Annotated in this window: 16 protein-coding genes; 10 read left to right on the top strand and 6 right to left on the bottom strand. The window is 65.9% G+C overall.

Annotated features, from left to right (window positions below; genetic code table 11):
* Positions 1–9 precede the first annotated feature (9 nt).
* Entirely contained in the window at positions 10–1,722 is a 1,713-nt protein-coding gene (locus ILP86_RS12950; RefSeq protein ID WP_193762146.1) for an RHS repeat-associated core domain-containing protein, read from the top strand.
* Positions 1,723–1,731: 9 nt separating this feature from the next.
* The gene (locus tag ILP86_RS12955; protein WP_193762147.1) at positions 1,732–2,514 is read left to right on the top strand and encodes a hypothetical protein; all 783 of its coding nucleotides are present in this window, start codon (positions 1,732–1,734) and stop codon (positions 2,512–2,514) included.
* A 1,091-nt stretch (positions 2,515–3,605) separates the two neighbouring features.
* On the opposite strand, the gene ILP86_RS12960 is transcribed toward ILP86_RS12955, so the two are convergent.
* The gene (locus ILP86_RS12960) at positions 3,606–4,322 is read right to left on the bottom strand and encodes a DUF4328 domain-containing protein (protein WP_193762148.1); all 717 of its coding nucleotides are present in this window, start codon (positions 4,320–4,322) and stop codon (positions 3,606–3,608) included.
* Between the two features lie 210 nt (positions 4,323–4,532).
* Here ILP86_RS12960 and ILP86_RS12965 point away from each other — a divergent pair, with 210 nt between their 5' ends.
* From ILP86_RS12965 to ILP86_RS12990, 6 genes are all read left to right on the top strand, one after another.
* Positions 4,533–5,969, top strand: a complete 1,437-nt coding sequence (locus ILP86_RS12965) for an NAD(P)/FAD-dependent oxidoreductase (RefSeq protein WP_193762149.1) — start codon at positions 4,533–4,535, stop codon at positions 5,967–5,969.
* Positions 5,970–6,131: 162 nt separating this feature from the next.
* Positions 6,132–6,434, top strand: a complete 303-nt coding sequence (locus ILP86_RS12970) for a DUF427 domain-containing protein (protein ID WP_061015819.1) — start codon at positions 6,132–6,134, stop codon at positions 6,432–6,434.
* Between the two features lie 80 nt (positions 6,435–6,514).
* Positions 6,515–7,387, top strand: a complete 873-nt coding sequence (locus ILP86_RS12975) for an ABC transporter ATP-binding protein (RefSeq protein WP_193762150.1) — start codon at positions 6,515–6,517, stop codon at positions 7,385–7,387.
* Entirely contained in the window at positions 7,384–8,067 is a 684-nt protein-coding gene (locus ILP86_RS12980; protein WP_061015815.1) for an ABC transporter permease, read from the top strand. The genes ILP86_RS12975 and ILP86_RS12980 overlap by 4 nt, the downstream gene beginning before the upstream one ends.
* Positions 8,064–8,789, top strand: a complete 726-nt coding sequence (locus tag ILP86_RS12985; protein WP_193762151.1) for an ABC transporter permease — start codon at positions 8,064–8,066, stop codon at positions 8,787–8,789. Before ILP86_RS12980 ends, ILP86_RS12985 begins: the two co-directional genes overlap by 4 nt.
* 66 nt (positions 8,790–8,855) lie before the next feature.
* Complete coding sequence (locus ILP86_RS12990; protein ID WP_113681708.1) at positions 8,856–9,770, top strand: ABC transporter substrate-binding protein; 915 nt, start codon at positions 8,856–8,858, stop codon at positions 9,768–9,770.
* Between the two features lie 60 nt (positions 9,771–9,830).
* Here the strand turns inward: ILP86_RS12990 and ILP86_RS12995 are convergent, their stop codons facing one another.
* The gene (locus ILP86_RS12995) at positions 9,831–11,063 is read right to left on the bottom strand and encodes an AI-2E family transporter (RefSeq protein WP_193762152.1); all 1,233 of its coding nucleotides are present in this window, start codon (positions 11,061–11,063) and stop codon (positions 9,831–9,833) included.
* A 63-nt stretch (positions 11,064–11,126) separates the two neighbouring features.
* Between ILP86_RS12995 and ILP86_RS13000 the strand changes: the two genes are divergently transcribed.
* The gene (locus ILP86_RS13000) at positions 11,127–11,426 is read left to right on the top strand and encodes a chorismate mutase (protein ID WP_021200128.1); all 300 of its coding nucleotides are present in this window, start codon (positions 11,127–11,129) and stop codon (positions 11,424–11,426) included.
* A 161-nt stretch (positions 11,427–11,587) separates the two neighbouring features.
* A complete protein-coding gene (locus ILP86_RS13005; RefSeq protein ID WP_193762153.1) occupies positions 11,588–12,754 on the top strand; it encodes an ROK family protein in 1,167 nt (388 codons plus the stop codon).
* Positions 12,755–12,849: 95 nt separating this feature from the next.
* On the opposite strand, the gene ILP86_RS20015 is transcribed toward ILP86_RS13005, so the two are convergent.
* Genes ILP86_RS20015 through ILP86_RS13025 form a run of 4 tightly spaced genes read right to left on the bottom strand, consistent with a single transcriptional unit; the run spans position 12,850 to position 16,275 of the window.
* Positions 12,850–13,089 carry a DUF2283 domain-containing protein gene (locus ILP86_RS20015; protein WP_193762154.1) on the bottom strand — a complete coding sequence of 80 codons (240 nt, stop codon included), beginning with the start codon at positions 13,087–13,089 and terminating at the stop codon, positions 12,850–12,852.
* A gap of 6 nt (positions 13,090–13,095) precedes the next feature.
* A complete protein-coding gene (locus ILP86_RS13015; protein ID WP_171011063.1) occupies positions 13,096–14,025 on the bottom strand; it encodes a carbohydrate ABC transporter permease in 930 nt (309 codons plus the stop codon).
* A 2-nt stretch (positions 14,026–14,027) separates the two neighbouring features.
* Positions 14,028–14,999, bottom strand: a complete 972-nt coding sequence (locus ILP86_RS13020; protein WP_058630853.1) for a carbohydrate ABC transporter permease — start codon at positions 14,997–14,999, stop codon at positions 14,028–14,030.
* A gap of 31 nt (positions 15,000–15,030) precedes the next feature.
* Positions 15,031–16,275, bottom strand: coding sequence for an extracellular solute-binding protein (locus tag ILP86_RS13025; protein ID WP_061015807.1), 1,245 nt, complete (start codon positions 16,273–16,275; stop codon positions 15,031–15,033).
* Positions 16,276–16,451: the final 176 nt, after the last annotated feature.

Below are 16,451 nucleotides of genomic sequence, written 5' to 3' on the forward strand. Positions count from 1 at the left end.
GGTCGGGTCGTGAGCTACACGGACGTGTGGGGCACGGTGACCACGCCCACATACGATCCCGCTTCCGGGCGTGTGACGCAGATCTCGACGACCCCAGCCAATGGTGCGGCATCGGTGACGGCGTACACGTATGACGCCGACGGCAAGGTGAAGACGGTCACGGTCGATGGGCAGCAGCTCGCGTCGGTGACGTATGACGCTTTGCAGCGGTTGAAGCAGATCGCGTATCCGGATGGTTCGGCGTTGAACAGCGTCAGCCGTGATGCGGCGGAGCGGGTGATCGGCCAGGAGTGGCTGGTCGGCGGTCAGGTCGTGTCGGACGCCGTTGTGCGTTCGCAGTCGGGCCGTGTGGTGAAGCAGCAATCGTCGACGGGTTCGACGTCGTATTCGTCGACGTACGGGTATGACACCGCGGGGCGGCTGGTGTCGGCGACCATTCCTGGGCACAAGCTCACCTATGGGTTCGGGTCGTCGGGTGGGTGTGGTCCGAATGCGGCGGCGGGCATGTCCGGCAACCGGACGGGTTCGACGGATGTGTGGACGGCGCCGGGTCAGGCGGCCGTGACCACCACGACGACGTCCTGTTTCGACTGGGCGGACAGGCTACTGTCCTCGACAGTCACGGGGGCGGTCCCGGGTGCGACGACTGTCGCGGATGGTCTGTCGGCGTCGGAGATCGTGTACGACGGGCGGGGGAACACGGTTCGTCTGGGTGACATGCAGTTCTCGTACGATGCCGCGAACCGGCACATCGGGACGACGTATGACGATGGGACGACGGTGCGGATCGTGCGGGACGCGACCGGGCGCATGGCATCGCGGACGATCGATCCGGCGGGTGCGGAGCCGGCGGTGACGACGAGCTACCTGTATGCGGCGGGTGGTGATGCGGCGTGGGGGCAGAGGTCTGGTGCGGGTTTGACGCGGAGTGTGGGCCTGCCGGGTGGGGTGTCGTGGACGAACCAGGCGGGGGAGGTGACGTGGTCGTTCCCCGGGTTGGGTGGGCACGGCTTGGTGACGCGCACCGGCACGACGACAAGCGGGTTGTTGTTGTGGGATCCGTTCGGTCAGCCGGTGGACCCGGTCACGTTCGCGATCGGGACGGTCGCGTCGGATGGCACCGGGCAGGTCGCGGGGAACACCCTCTGGCATCAGGGGGCGTTGAAGCCCGCGGAGTCGGCGGGTTCGGCGCTGGTGGTGGAGATGGGGGTGCGGTTGTATGTCCCCGCTCTCGGGCGGTTCCTGCAGGTCGACCCGATCGAAGGTGGAAGTCACAATGACTACGTCTGGCCAGCCGACCCGATCGCTATGCATGATCTCAGCGGCGAGGCAATCCCGATTCTGCTTGGACTGGTTGCTGTGGTCGCCAGCCCGGCGTTTCTCATCGGGGCAACGCTCGTCATCGCCGGAATCCTCGTCGTCAGCAACCCTTGGGTGCAGGAGCAGGTTGGCTACTTCGCTCGACAACTCACTACGGCAAGCGTCGTGCTGACGATGGCGGTTCCGTTGGCCATCGGTGGGATCATGCAGATGGCACACCGTAAGAAGACACCGTCTCGAAATGGCGAGCGGACAGGGCATGGTGAGCGGAAACAAGGGCCGGCGCCCCCCAAGCATCAAAACGCGCAGTCGCATGGAGGACGCGGCAACTTGCCGCCAAACCCGAACAAGCGAAACAACATGATTGTCTTCGGCGGCGGCCGTGTTGCTACAGCATTCTGAGGAGGACGTATGGATTGGTCGGAGGAGGTCAAGCACGCTCGTGAAGCATCCGACTATCGGAGTGTCGCTGCAGCCATTAAACGAGGTGTTGACGAAGTTGGGTCGGACCATGCGGCCGTGCTTCTAGAATCAGAGTTCTCGGTCGAGGGGCTGAAGAGCATCCACGACGCAGAAACCGACGCGGACGCGGTCTACCTGCTCGGCGTCGAGCTTTGGGGTCACTCGGTCGGTCAGCTGGAGGCTGTGGTCGCCCTGCGGGAGGCGGAGTCGCTTGGCTCTGAAGAGGCCGTTGCGTTTCTTGGCGACGTTCTCAGTTCTTTCGGCGCTCACGAGGAAGCGATTGGCTTCCTCAGACGAGCACGTGATCGACGGTACGGGAATCGCGCTTGGGTGGCGGGCCTGCTGGGCGCGTCCTTGTATGAGCTCGGCGAAACGGGGGATGAAGTCGAAGAACTGCTTCGCGAGGGTGCCGAGGTTTTCGCCGACTTCGGCGTGGACTATGCCAAAGCGCTTCGCGCGCGAGGCGCGGATGACGAGGCCGCCGTCGTGCTACGTCCGCTCGTCGCCGACGGGGTTTATGGAGCAGCGCTTCAACTGGGCAATCTCCTCAGCGATAATTCTGATATTGAAGGCGCAGTCGAGGCCTATCTAAAGGGGGTTGAGTCTAAAGATGGTCATAGCGCACTCAACCTTGCGATTCTATATCACGAGGAGGGCCAAGACGCCGACTCTCGGTACTACAAGCTCGTCGCGCGAGACTTGGGGGATATGACCGAATGGTCCGATGAATAGTCGACGTTTGTGGAACGGAATGGATTGGTGAAGTAGTTGAAGAGCGACTTAGGTGCCTTAGCGTCGTGGATGTATCGCGATCGTTTGCGACCTACTTGGCGCAGCGTTCGAGTCAGTTGCCCGTGACCAATCCCAAGGCGATGCGCGCGATCAAGAAGAGGTCCCGCTGATGCTGCGAGAGTTCGTGGTCACATACTTCAAACGCGTTTTGATGATCTTTCCTATCGTCGCCGTTGTGACGCTCATTCCTTCGTATCCACTTGACGCGAAAGTGGTTAGCATACTGGCGTTCTTTGTCATCTTGCTGATACCTCTGCTCGTGGAACTCGCGCCCACCAAAATGCGCGCGCAGCAGGAGATTGACGCTGCCTCGGTAGATGACATCTCTGACCCCACGTCGAGGAAGGCGCGTCGAATCGAGTCTCGAAGCGCGATGGTCGTTGATTCTCGGTACTGTCGGGTGTGCGGCTACGACCCGGGTGATCCGCCCCCGTGGGGTGAATATGGACGGTTCGCGAGTTTCGACATATGTCCGTGCTGCAATGTTGAATGGGGGTATGAGGATTCGACGTTTGAGTCAACGGCGAAGTATCGTGCCAGATGGATCAACAATGGCGCAAAATGGGCGAGCCGAAATCAAACTCCAGACGATCTATCGGTAGAGGAGCGGCTGGAGCGGTCCAGGTTGAGGAAATAGCGAGATGTTCGTACCTGGTCGCGTCGGTGGATTGACCGAGCCATGAGCATGGACACCGTGCCGGGTGCCTTGCTTCCCCCGAAGTCGCGTCGTGTGGTGAAGCAGCAGTCTTCGATGTGGTCGGCATCGTGTTCGTCGACGTATGGGTATGACGCGGCGGGTCGTTTTGTCTCGGCGGTGATTCCGTGGCACGGGCTGTCGTAGGGGTGGGGTTCGTCTGGTGGGTGTGGTCCGAATGCTGCGGCGGGAATGTCGGGAACTGGACGGATGTGACGGACGTGTGGACGGCTCGGGGGCAGGCTGCGACGTCGACGTCGTATTGCTATGACTGGGCGGACCGGTTGTTGTTGTCGTCGGTGACGGGGTTGATCCCCGGTGCGACTAGGGTTTCGGGTTACCGCTGCTGTGGACGGTGGATGACGCCCTGCGTGATTCCACGGATGATGATGCAGGCCATCAAGGCGGCGGCGATGAGGAACGCCTCGCCCACGATGCTGGACCACATCGTGGCGCGGATCTGCTCCAGTGCTTCGGTTCGCGAGTCGATCTGGGTCGACCATTTGAACGAGATGAAGCTGGCGATCCAGAGCAGCCACCACACGATCAGCCAGCGTGGGGGGGTGCGGCCGATCGCCCGCCAGAGGTCAGAGATGTCCTGGAAGGGGCGCCAGAGGGCGAGGATGGGGAGGAACCAGTCTCCGGCGTGCCAGCCGGCGGCGCGACGGGTGAGTCCCGCAACTTGCAGGGCGACACGGTACTGCCAGGTAGCCCACAGCGCGGCGGCGGCGGTCATCGACAGGGTCGCCAGTGCGTTACCGACAATCCAGGTCCAGTCGTACAGGTGGAGAGTCTCGACGGCCGAGGTGTTCCCATCGAGGTAGCTGGTGAGCGCCGTGATACCCATAGCCTCGACGCCAACGAGCACGAGTGCCAGAACACCGCAGACGATGACCATGACCTGGGTTGCGGTGGCGAGCTTGGTGATCGTCCGCAAAGCGACCTGTTCGCTCCGTGGTGGCAGCCAGCCGGCGCCATTCCACCACCATGTGGCCTCGGTGCCATCCGGTGCCGGATACCAACCAGGCGGCGGGGGAGTGATCGCAGTGCTCATCGGTGGGCATCCTCGGAGATCGTGCGGCTAATAGCGCGCGAAGCGGACCTGCGCGCGGGGCGTCCGCCGCCGATCGAAACAACGAACCACACTCTATGGCCTGCCGCAGCCCCTCCTCGCGCCACGCCGCAGGGAACAACTCACCCGTGACTCGGCGTTGCTCATGAGCGAGACTGGGCCACGTAACCGGCTCACGGAGAGGTGCGACGCATGAATGCTGCGGAGAAGACCGACGAGTACGACCTGATCGTGTTGGGCGGTGGTCCGGTGGGCGAGAACGTCGCCGACCGAGCCGTGCAGGGCGGGCTCACCGCGATCATCGTGGAGAGCGAGCTCGTCGGGGGTGAATGCTCTTACTGGGCATGCATGCCGTCGAAGGCGCTGCTGCGTTCGGCGCAGGCGCTCCGGGCCGCACAGCACGTGGGCGGGTCTTCGCAGGCGGTGACCGGAAAGCTCGACGTGCGGGCCGTGTTCGACCGCCGCGACTCGTTCACCAGCAACTGGTCGGACGACGGCCAGGTGAAGTGGCTCGACTCCGCCGGCATCGACCTCGCTCGGGGCCACGGCCGCATCACGGGTGAGCGCGAAGTGACGGTGACGGATGCCGATGGCGCGGAGCGCGTGCTCACGGCGCGGCACGCTGTCGCCATCAGCACCGGATCGGATGCCGTCATCCCGCCTATCGATGGACTCCGCGATGCCACACCGTGGACGAGCCGGGAGGCCACCAGCGCCGAAGAGCTGCCCGACAGCCTGGCGGTGATCGGCGGAGGGGTTGTGGCCGTCGAGATGGCGACCGCCTATGCCGCACTCGGCTCGAAGGTCACGGTGATCGCCCGCAGCGGTCTGCTCGGCGGGATGGAACCCTTCGCGGGCGAACGTGTCGCCGCGGGCCTCAAGGAGCTCGGTGTCGACGTGCGCACCGGCACGGGCACCACATCCGTGCGCCGCGGCGCGGACGGCGTGACCATCACCCTCGACGGTGGCGAGGAGATCACCGCGACCGAGGTGCTGGCTGCGACGGGTCGCTCGCCCCGAAGCGGTGACATCGGCCTCGACGTCGTGGGCCTGGAACCCGGTCGCTGGATCGACGTCGACGACACGCTCCGCGTCCCCGGATCCGACTGGCTCTACGCGGTCGGCGACGTCAACGGTCGCGTGCTCCTCACCCACCAGGGCAAGTACCAGGCGCGCGCCGCCGGCGATGTGATCGTCGCCCGCGCCAAGGGCGAAGATGTCGACGACGCCCCGTGGGGTCGTCACGTCGCGACCGCCGACCAGGCCGCCGTCCCGCAGGTCACATTCTCGATCCCCGAGGTCGGATCGGTGGGGCTCACCGAGGCTCAGGCGACGAAGGCCGGCATCGCGGTGAAGGCCGTCGACTACGACCTGGGCTGGGTCGCCGGCGCGAGCCTCTACGAAGACGGCTTCGAAGGCCAGGCGCGACTCGTGGTCGACACCGACCGCGACGTCGTGATCGGTGCGACGTTCGTCGGACCCGAGGTGGCGGAACTGGTGCACGCGGCGACCGTGGCGATCGTCGGCGAGGTGCCGATCGCCCGCCTCTGGCACGCGGTGCCGTCGTATCCCACGATCAGCGAGATCTGGCTGCGACTGCTGGAGGGCTACGGCCGCGACTCCGCCTGAGGGAGTTCAGGGCTTGCTCCCGCGATCAGGGGACAATCCGTTCGCTCGGTCATGCCGAACAGGTTCCGGATTGTTTCTCATATTGACGAGCGCGGCGCAACCCTCACCCATGATGTCGCACCCGTCTTATACGCTCATACCCACATCCGAGGAGGCAGGACCATGAAGGCTGTACTCGCAGGAACCGTCATCGCCGAAGCTGACGAGAGCGATCTCGCCCGCATCGAGGGGAACTGGTACTTCCCACCGGCGTCCATCACGCCCGGCGTGCTCGTCGAGAGCCCCACGCCCTACACCTGTCCCTGGAAGGGGGCTGCTCAGTACTACTCGGTGCAGACCGACGGCGAGCTCCACACCGACTACGCGTGGTCGTATCCGAACCCCTACCCCTCCGCCTTCGATCGGGTGGGCAAGGACTTCTCCGGGTTCGTCGCCTTCGATCCGCGCGTCGAGGTCGGCCCGTAGGCATCTGAAGAGCCCCGAAAGTATCAGAAGAGCACAGACTCGTCCGCTCGCACATCGATCGACCGACTGGAGACCAGCCCATGATCGAGTTCCGCAACGTCACCAAGCGCTTCCCCGGCGGCGCCCTCGCCGTCGACGACTTCAGCCTCGTGCTGCCCTCGCGCAAGACCACGGTGTTCGTCGGCTCGTCCGGCTGTGGCAAGACGACTCTGCTCCGCATGATCAACCGCATGGTCGAGCCGACTTCCGGCGAGGTCGAGATCGACGGCGAGAGCGTGCTCCAGGGCGATCCGGTGGCACTGCGCCGACGCATCGGCTACGTGATGCAGAACTCCGGCCTCATGCCGCACTTCACCGTGATCGACAACGTGGCCACCGTGCTGCGGTTGACCGGGGTGAAGAAGGCTGCCGCCCACAAGCGCGCACGGGAGCTGCTCGACACGGTCGGCCTCGACCAGGCACTCGCCGAGCGGTACCCGAGCCAGCTGTCGGGCGGCCAGCAGCAGCGCGTGGGTGTGGCCCGCGGCCTCGCGGCCGACCCGAACATCCTGCTCATGGACGAGCCCTTCGGGGCGGTCGACCCCATCGTGCGAGCCGACCTGCAGCAGGAGACCCTGCGGCTGCAGCGCGAGCTCGACAAGACGGTCGTGTTCGTCACGCACGACATCGACGAGGCGTTCCTGCTCGGCGACCAGGTCGTCATCCTCGACAAGGGCGCCCGCATCGTGCAGGTCGGCAGCCCGAGCGAGATCATCGAGAACCCGGCAGACGATTTCGTCTCGGCGTTCATCGGCGCCGAACGCGGACGCCGTGCTCTGCATCTCAAGCAGACGCCGCACGGCACCGTGGTGGTCGACGGCGAAGGCCGCACGCAGGGGTCGATCATCGATGTGCCTGATGCTGTGACCGATGCGCTCCTGAGCGAGGAGAGCGCGACGAAGGGCGCTCCGTGAACTGGATCGTCGACAATCTCGGCCTCATCCTCGAGCTGACCGCGATCCACCTGCAGCAGAGTGCGATCGCGATCGTGCTCGGCTTCGTGCTGTCGCTGCCGCTCGGGTGGCTCGCCTGGCGCTACCAGCTGGTGAAGGGACCGGTGATCGTCCTCACCGGGCTGCTCTACACGATCCCGTCGCTCGCACTGCTGATCCTCCTCCCGTCCGTCGCCGGGTATCCCGCTCGCAGCCCGATCAACCTCATCATCGGCCTCACGATCTACGCGGTCGCGATCCTCGTGCGGGCGGTGTCCGACGGCCTCGACTCGGTCGACCCCGCCATCCGCCAGTCGGCCACCGCGATGGGATACGGCGGCTTCCGTCGATTCTGGACCGTCGACTTCCCGCTCGCCGGTCCCGTGGTGCTCGCCGGTCTCCGCGTGGCAGCCGTGAGCACCATCTCCCTTGCCACGGTCGGCATCCTCGTCGGAGTGACCAACCTCGGCTACCTCTTCACCAACGGTCTGCAGCGACGCATCCTCGCCGAGGTCTTCGCCGGAGTGATCGCCGTCGTCGTGATCGCCCTCCTCATCGACCTGCTGCTCATGCTCCTGGGCCGCGCCCTCATGCCCTGGACCCGCGCCGCCAAGACGCCGTCCGCGGCGAAGCAGACCGCCGCACTGGGGGCCGCCGCATGAACGTCTTCACGGAAGCCTTCGCCTGGCTCTTCTCCCCCGACCGGTGGGTGGGCACCTACTCGCTGCCGGTCCTGTTCGGCCAGCACATGTACTACACGCTGATCTCGGTGCTGATCGCCGGCGTCATCGCGATACCGCTCGGGTGGCTCATCGGCCACACCGGCAAGGGCCGCGAGATCGCCGTCGCCGTGTCGGGTGCGGCGCGCGCCATCCCGTCGTTCGGCCTGATGGTGCTGCTCGTGCTGATCCTGGGTGTGCTGCGGGTGCCCGAGGCCGCGATCATCACGTTCGTGCTCCTCGCGATCCCCTCCCTCCTCGCCGGGGCCTACACCGGGCTCGAGGCCATCGACCGTCGCGTGCTCGACTCCGCGCGCTCGATGGGCATGACCGAGTGGCAGGTGTTCTGGAAGGTCGAGGTGCCCCTCGGGCTCCCGCTGCTGGTCGGTGGCATCCGCGCGGCCCTGCTGCAGGTGATCGCCACGGTCACCATCGCCGCGTACGTGAACCTCGGCGGCCTCGGTTGGCCGATCATCCAGGGCATTCCCCTGCGCAAGTTCGACCAGGTGCTCGGCGGCGCGATCCTCGTGGCCGTGCTCGCGCTGGTCGTCGACCTGATCTTCGCCCTCCTCCAGCACGCCGCCGTTCCCGCGGGCTTGCGCGCGCCGACCGCGAAGCGCCGCTCCCGCGCGGCCGCCGGCACACCGGCACCGGCCACCGCCTGAAACACACCACAGCCGAAACACGTTCCACAGCCTCACCCCCGTTGTCCCAGAGAAGAGGAAGTCCCCATGTTCACAGCACGGAAGTCACGTCTCGCCCTCGCCGGTGGAGCCGCGCTCGCCGCGGTGCTCGTCCTCGGCGGTTGCGCGAACAGCAACCCGCTCGACGCCCCGAGCGAAGGATCGAGCTCCGGCGACGACACCATCGTCATCGGCTCGCAGGCCTACTACTCGAACGAGATCATCGCCGAGATCTACGCCCAGGCGCTCGAGGGCGCGGGCTTCGACGTCGACCGCCAGTTCAGCATCGGCCAGCGCGACGCCTACATGCCCGACGTCGAGTCCGGTGCGATCGACCTGTTCCCGGAGTACACGGGCAACCTGCTCGAGTACCTCGACAAGGACGCGACCGCCACGAGCCCGGACGACGTGTACGCGGCCCTGAAGGACGCGCTGCCCGACGGCCTGACCGCTCTCGACTACGCCGAAGCCTCCGACCAGGACACCTACACGGTGCTCAAGAGCTTCGCCGAGGAGAACGGCCTCACCACGATCGGCGACCTCTCCAAGGTGACCACCCCGGTCACGATCGGCGCCGCACCGGAGTTCGAGCAGCGCCCCTACGGCCCCGCGAAGGCCAAGGAGGTGTACGGCGTCGACCTCGGCTTCTCCGCGACCGGCCCGACCACGCTGGAGTCCCTGCTCGCCGGTGAGATCCAGGTGGCGGACATCTACTCGGCCGACCCGGCGTTCCAGACCGAGGACATCGTCGCGCTCGAAGACCCGGAGAACATCATCCTGGCCTCGAACGTCGTGCCGATCGCCTCGAGCGACGTCGCCGACGAGATCTCCGACGTGATCAACGCGGTCAGCAAGAAGCTCACCGCGGAAGAGCTCGTCGCCCTCAACGTGCAGAGCACGGTCGACCAGAAGTCGGCGGAGGACATCGCCAAGAAGTGGCTGTCCGACAACGACCTCAGCTGAGTCGCACAGACAGAAGCGCCCGGACCCGCACAGGGTCCGGGCGCTTCGTCGTTGCGGGGGTCAGATCCTGGCGTCCTGCTTCGGCACGAGGACCTGCTTGATGATGATGAGGATCGACGCGGTGACGGGCACGGCGACCAGCGCCCCGAGCAGACCGAGCAGGGTGCCTCCGGCCAGGGCACCGATCACGACCAGCGAACCGGGGACAGACACCGCCTTGTTCATCACCCGCGGGGTGATCACGTACGCCTCGATCTGCATGTAGACGAGGTAGATCGCCGCGAAGACCAGCGCGGCGATCGGGTTGGTGAACAGCGCGAGGCAGGTGCCGAGGATCCAGAACAGCACGGAGCCGACCAGAGGGATCAGCGTGATGCAGAAGGCGATCGCCGCCATCAGCGGCGGGAACGGCAGTCCGAGGAACAGGTACAGGAGGAACGCCAGCGTCGCGTTGCAGAACGCCAGGATCACCATGCCCATCACATATCCGCCCACCGAGTCGGTGATCTGGTCGGCGATGTCTCCGGCGCGAGCGCGGTCGCGGGCTGGAGCGAGACGCAGCATCCCCTGCTTCATGGAAGGAAGCGAGGCGAGGAAGTACAGCGTGAGGACGAGCACGATGATGGCGCCGGAGATGCTGGTGGCGATCGAGGCACCGACGGCGAGGGCGCCGCCGCCGATCGTGGCCAGGTTGCCGAAGTCGGTCAGGAACGACTGCACCTGGGCGACGAGGTCCTGGAACTGATCGCCGAACTGCGCCTCCAGGGTCGCGTAGATGTCGCTGTGTGTGAAGTCCTTGATCATGCCGGGCACGGACTGCACGAAGCTCACGATCTGATCGATCACGACGGGGACGATCATCCAGAGCACCAGGGCGAACACGACGATGAGCGCGAGGATCGTGATGACGACCGAGATGACGCGGGAGAGACCGCGGCGCTCCAGGAAACGCACGGCAGGGTCGAGTCCGAGTGCACCGAACAGCGCCAGTGCGATGTAGATCAGCACCGTGGACAGGTTCGACAGCGCGAGACCGATCACGATCGCGCCCAGGCCACCGAGAGTCACCAGGAACCCGAACACGAACGGACGATCGATGCGCGTCCAGAACGAGCGGCTCGGTGTCGTCGGCTCGATCACGACCGGACGAGGCGAGTCGGCCGCCGACGCGATCACCGCGGCAGCGGAGTCGGATGCGGAGGGCCGACGGCGCCCGGGGGCCGGTGCGGCGGGAGCGGTGGCGGGTGCGTCCTCGTCGTGCGGCGCGGTTTCCGGCGACTCTTCGTTGCTCATGTGCTCACGATAGCGGTGGCCCGGATCGAAACCAGGTTGTCACGCGGCTCTAGAGTAGGGGGCATGACCGCCGCCGAAGACCCGAAGGCCGAACTGCTCCGTCTTCGTGCCACCATCGACAACATCGACGCCGCACTCATCTTCATGCTGGCGGAGCGCTTCCGCGCCACCCAGCAGGTCGGGCATCTGAAAGCGGAGCACGAGATGCCGGCGTCGGATCCGAACCGGGAGGAGCAGCAGGTCGCACGACTGCGTGCACTCGCCGAGGAGGCGCACCTGGATCCGGAGTTCGCGGAGAAGTGGTTCAACTTCGTGGTCGCGGAGGTCATCCGTCACCACACCGAAGCGGCCGAGAGCCGCTGAGAAGGAGGTGCCGGACGGGCGACGGTGTGTGCAGCACTCGCCCGTCCGGAGCTTGAGGTTCATTGACCAACTAAGTTCAATGAATAAACTTAGGGAGAGGCTACGGATCGCGCGGCGATCTGTCAACAGCTCGCAAGGAGCGAGCCTCGGAACGGGAACACATGCTGAGCACGGATGACGGCCTCGACACCCAGGCGTCCGTTCGGCGTGCGAACCTGCGGCGGGCACTGCAGCTGGTCTTCCGGAACCCGGGAACGCAGACGCGAGCGGGCATCGCGCGCTCGACCGGTCTGACCGCCGCCACCGCGTCCTCACTGGTGGCCGAGCTCATCGAGAACCGGCTGATCGTCGAGGGGGAGCAGGCGGCGAGCACCGGCGGCAAGCGGGCGACCACCCTGAGCGTCGACGCGGGTCACCACGTGATCCTTGTGCTGGTGATCCAGCCCCGTCATGCCGACATCGCTCTCGTCGCGCTCGACGGCACCGAGGTGGACGGCCGGCGCGTGAACTACTCCGTGGAGAACCGCGACCGCACCCTCGACGATGCCGTCGCCACCGTGGCAGCGGAGTTCGGCGGTCGACTCCTCGCCGCCGGTGTGCAGCTGCCGGGCACCACCGACGGACGTGTGGTGCTCGAGAGCGTGCAGCTGAAGTGGCAGAACGTGCCCCTCGCGGAGCGGTTCGAGCGGGCGCTCGGTGCGCCGGTGCTGCTGATCAACGACGTCGACGCTGAGGCCATCGCCGAAGCCGGCATGGAGGAGTCGCCGTCCGGCTACCGGCTCTTCATCCACCTCGGTGGCGGCGTCGGTGCGGCCGTCACCCTCGACGGCGAGCTGGCACCGGGGCCCCGCGACCGTGCGGGGGAGATCGGGCACGTGCAGGTCGTGTTCGGCGAGGCGGCCCGTGCGTGCCGATGCGGTCAGCGCGGATGCCTCGAGTCCGCCGCCGCCCTCGGTGCGATGCTGGGCGAGGAGTTCTCCGACGCCATGGACGCGTCCGAGATCCGTGCGCTCGCCGCGCAGGCCGACGAAGAGCAGCTCGACGAGGGCGCACGTGCGCTGGCCAGGGCGGTCAAGCTCATCAGCGCGCTGCTCGATCCGATCGAGGTGGTCATCGGCGGCCCGGCGACGGAACTCGGACCCCGCTTCCTCGAACGCGTTCGCCGCGAGACCGAGTACCCCGCTCGCGGGACCGCCCAGGTGCCGGTGCGCTATGCCGACCCTCGTGCGTCGCTCGCGGCCGGGGCGGCGCAGGCCGCCCTGACCTCGGCCTTGGGTGTGCGGTGGAACCCGGAGCAGCTGCGCGCCGCATCCACGTCGCGCAGCTAGGGCACCCGTTCCGAAAAGGGCAGGGCCGTCGCGACCTCCGGGATGAGGCGGCGACGACCCTGCTGTGGACCCGCGTGCGGTTTACCTAGACGTGATCAGGAAGGTTCGCTCGAGATGCGTTCGGCCCGATCAAGGTCGTCTGATCGAAGAAGTTTCGATGCCTGAAGGATCTCGACACCGAGAAGATGCCCATCTGCATCGAAATCAAGGATGATCTCCCCCACTCCGTGAGGGTTTCGAATCTCCGGTACTTGTGCAACAGATTTCCCCGCTTGCACTTCGTGCCCGACCGTGAGGTAAGCGGCATCCACTTCGGGGTCATATCTGATGTGCATCAGCGGTCACTTCACGCTGCCGGCGGTCAGTCCGCCGACGAGGCGCTTCTCGATGAGCATGAACAGGATGACCACCGGCAGGATCGCGACGATCGAGACGCCGAACACGTACTGCCAGCTGGTCTCGTACTGACCGACGAACTTGGTCAGGGCGACCGACAACGGCTGGTTCTTGTCGGTCGACAGGATCACCAGCGAGGCGGCGAACTCATTCCAGCACGCGACGAACGTGAAGACGATCGCGGTGACGATGCCCGGCCAGACCAGCGGCAGGTTGATCTTGAACAGCACGGTGAAGCGTCCGGCTCCGTCGATCTGCGCGGCCTCGTCGACCTCCTTGGGGATGCCCGCGAAGAAGGAGTGCATGATCCACACCGCGAACGACAGGTTGAACGCCGCGTTGATGAAGATCATCGCCATCCAGGTGTCGCCGAGTCCGAGAACGGTGAACTGGCGGAACAGGCCGGAGGTCAGCACGGCCGGCTGCAGCATCTGTGTGACGATCACGAGGAACAGGAACACCATGCGGCCGGGGAACTTGAAGCGTGCCGTGTAGTACGCCGCCGGAAGTGACACCAGCAGCACGAGCAGCGTCGCGAACACGGCGATGACGATGGTCGAGATCAGGTTGTACGGCAGGGGCGTCTCGGGGGTGGACCACATCGAGATGTAGTTCTCCCAGTGCCACTCGGTCGGCAGGTAGGTGGGATCGACGGACCGGATCTGAGCCTTGGTCTTCACCGAGCCGAAGAACATGATCAGGTACGGCAGCACGAAGATCGCGAGCACCAGGAACCCGGCGACCGTGCGCAGGATCACGCGGGGCAGCGTCACCTGGTCTTCGGTGTAGCGGCGCTTGCGTCCGGGGGTCGGAGGGGTGGTGCGGCGGCCGCGGCCTCCCGCGGTGGTCACGAGCTCGGTCTCGGTCACGGTCATGATCAGACCTCCTTCATGGGCTTGACGATCTTCACGTACGCCGCGACGATCACGATGACGATGAGGAACGCCACCACAGAGAGGGCGCTCGCGACGTCGACCTTCTTCTGCAGCTCGATGTACTTGAAGATCAGGGTCATGATCGTGTCGGCGCCGTAACCCGGGATCGAGCCGGTCATCACCTTCAGGATCGGCAGCGAGTTGAACACGTTGATGATGTTGATGAGGATCGCCACGGCCAGGGCGCTGCGCAGTTGGGGCAGCACGATCGACCAGTAGGTGCGCGCGGGGCCGGCGCCGTCCATCTTCGCGGCTTCGATCGCATCGGCCGGGACCGACTGGAGCCCGGCGAGGATCGTGTACGTGGTGAAGGGAAGCGACACGAAGATCGCGATCACGATCGACCAGGTGAAGGCCGTCGCAGGGTTCTTCGTCCAGCCGTAGCCCACCGCGTCGTCGGAGAGCCCGATGTCGTAGAGGAACTTGTTGAAGATGCCGAAGTACGGTTCGAGGCTGTAGTAGAACACCATGGTCGTCATCACGACGGAGGCGGCCCACGGCACGATCACGGCCATGCGCACGAGCTGACGCCCGGGGAAGGCCTTGTTCAGGATCTGCGCCAGACCGAGCGAGATCACCACCGTGAGGGTCACCACCGCGACCACCCACACGATCGTGCGGAAGAAGATCGGCCAGAACTCGGTGAAGGTGAAGACCGTCACGAAGTTGTCGAAGCCCACCGAGCCCTTGTCGAGGCCGGACAGGGAGATGTCGCGCGTGGAGTTGAAGAACATCACCCCGGCGGGGAACAGCACCACGCCGAAGATGAGAAGCAGCGCCGGTGCGATCCAGGGCAGCGCCTGGAGGAGGTCCTTTCCGCCCGGCCTGCCGCGCGTGGCATCCGAGGTCTTCGGAGTGCGGGGGCGGCTGCTCGCCGCCCCCGCGAGGTTCGAGGACTCTGTCTTCTGGCTCATTCGGGTACCCGAACCTCTCCGATCAGCGGGCTCAGCCCGCGTCGACCTGTGCCTGGATCTCGGTCAGCACGTCCTGCGCCGGCTTCGACTGCAGCTGGCCGAACAGCGACTTGAACGCACCGTCGGCGGCGGACCACTTCGGGTTCGTCGACGGGTAGAACTGCGCGTCGGGCAGCACGTCGAGGAACGGCTTGAGGGCCTCCTCGCCGGAGAGCTGCTCGGCGCCGGACTTGGTGACGGGGAGGAAGCCCTCGGCCTGCACCCACGGCACGTACACGTCTGCCGAGTAGTAGTAGTCGAAGAACTTGGTGATCGCTTCCTTCTTGTCGTCGTCGTTCTGGAACGCCATCAGCTGGTCCATGACGCCGAGCGTGAACGGCGAGCCGTCCTTCGTCGGGATCGGGACGATGGAGTAGTCCAGGTCGGGGTTGTTCTCCTCGATCTGGCCGACCGTCGGCGGGAGGCCGACCTGCATGCCGATCTTGCCCTGGATGAAGATGTCCATCAGCGGGGAGCGCTGGGTGGAGCCGGGGTCGGCCTGGGTCGCGCCGGCGTCGATCATCTTCTTGATCTGCTCGGCTCCGACCAGGTTCTCCGGGGTGTCGATCGTGATCTCCGACGCGTCGCCGAACGATCCGCCGCCGCCCCACAGCCACACGGCGGCCTCGGCCTGAGCCTCTTCCGATCCGAGCGGCATGCCGTATCCGGCGACTCCGCCCCCGAGCGCGGAGACCTTGGTCGCGGCGTCGAGCAGCGAGTCCCAGTCGGTCGGCGCCTCGACACCGGCCTGGGAGAGGAGCGCGTTGTTGACGAACAGGGCGCGAGCCGAGGCGATCAGCGGCAGGGCGTACGCGGTGCCGTCGACCTCGGCGTTCTTGAGGAACGACTCCTGGAAGTCCGAGTAGGTGTCGTCCGAGACGACGTCCTTCGTCGGGTAGAGCAGCTCATCGCCGACGAAACCCGCGAAAGGCCCGCCGTTGTAGATGTCCGGTGCCTCGCCGGCCTGGATCTTGGTGGAGACGACCTTCTCGAGGTTGTCCCACGACTGCACCTCGAGCTTGACCTTGATGTCGGGGTTGGCCTTCTCGAACCCGTCGATCACGGTCTCCCAGTTGGCCTTGGTGCCGTCGGAGTAGCTCGGGACGAGGAGGTCGAGCGTGGTGGATCCTTCCGCGTCGCCGCTGTCGCCGGAAGAACCGCCGAACCCGCACGAAGCGAGCGAGAGCGTGGCGACGGCCGCAATGGCGGCGGCGCCGAACCGCAGTGACTTCTTCATGTGTATTGCATTCCTCACTGTGATGTCCGAACCCTCGGCGGCGGGGCCGCGTCGGGAGGGGGGTGTGGTGCACAGTCGCAAGCACATCACGCGACAGTGCGTGGGTGACCGCTTCGCCGGGAGGCAACCGCGATCGTTCAAGCCGGGGCTCGGGTGGAACTTGTCCGATTATTTGT

Source organism: Microbacterium sp. R1, assembly GCF_015159725.1.
In the GTDB taxonomy this organism is placed as follows: domain Bacteria; phylum Actinomycetota; class Actinomycetes; order Actinomycetales; family Microbacteriaceae; genus Microbacterium; species Microbacterium oxydans.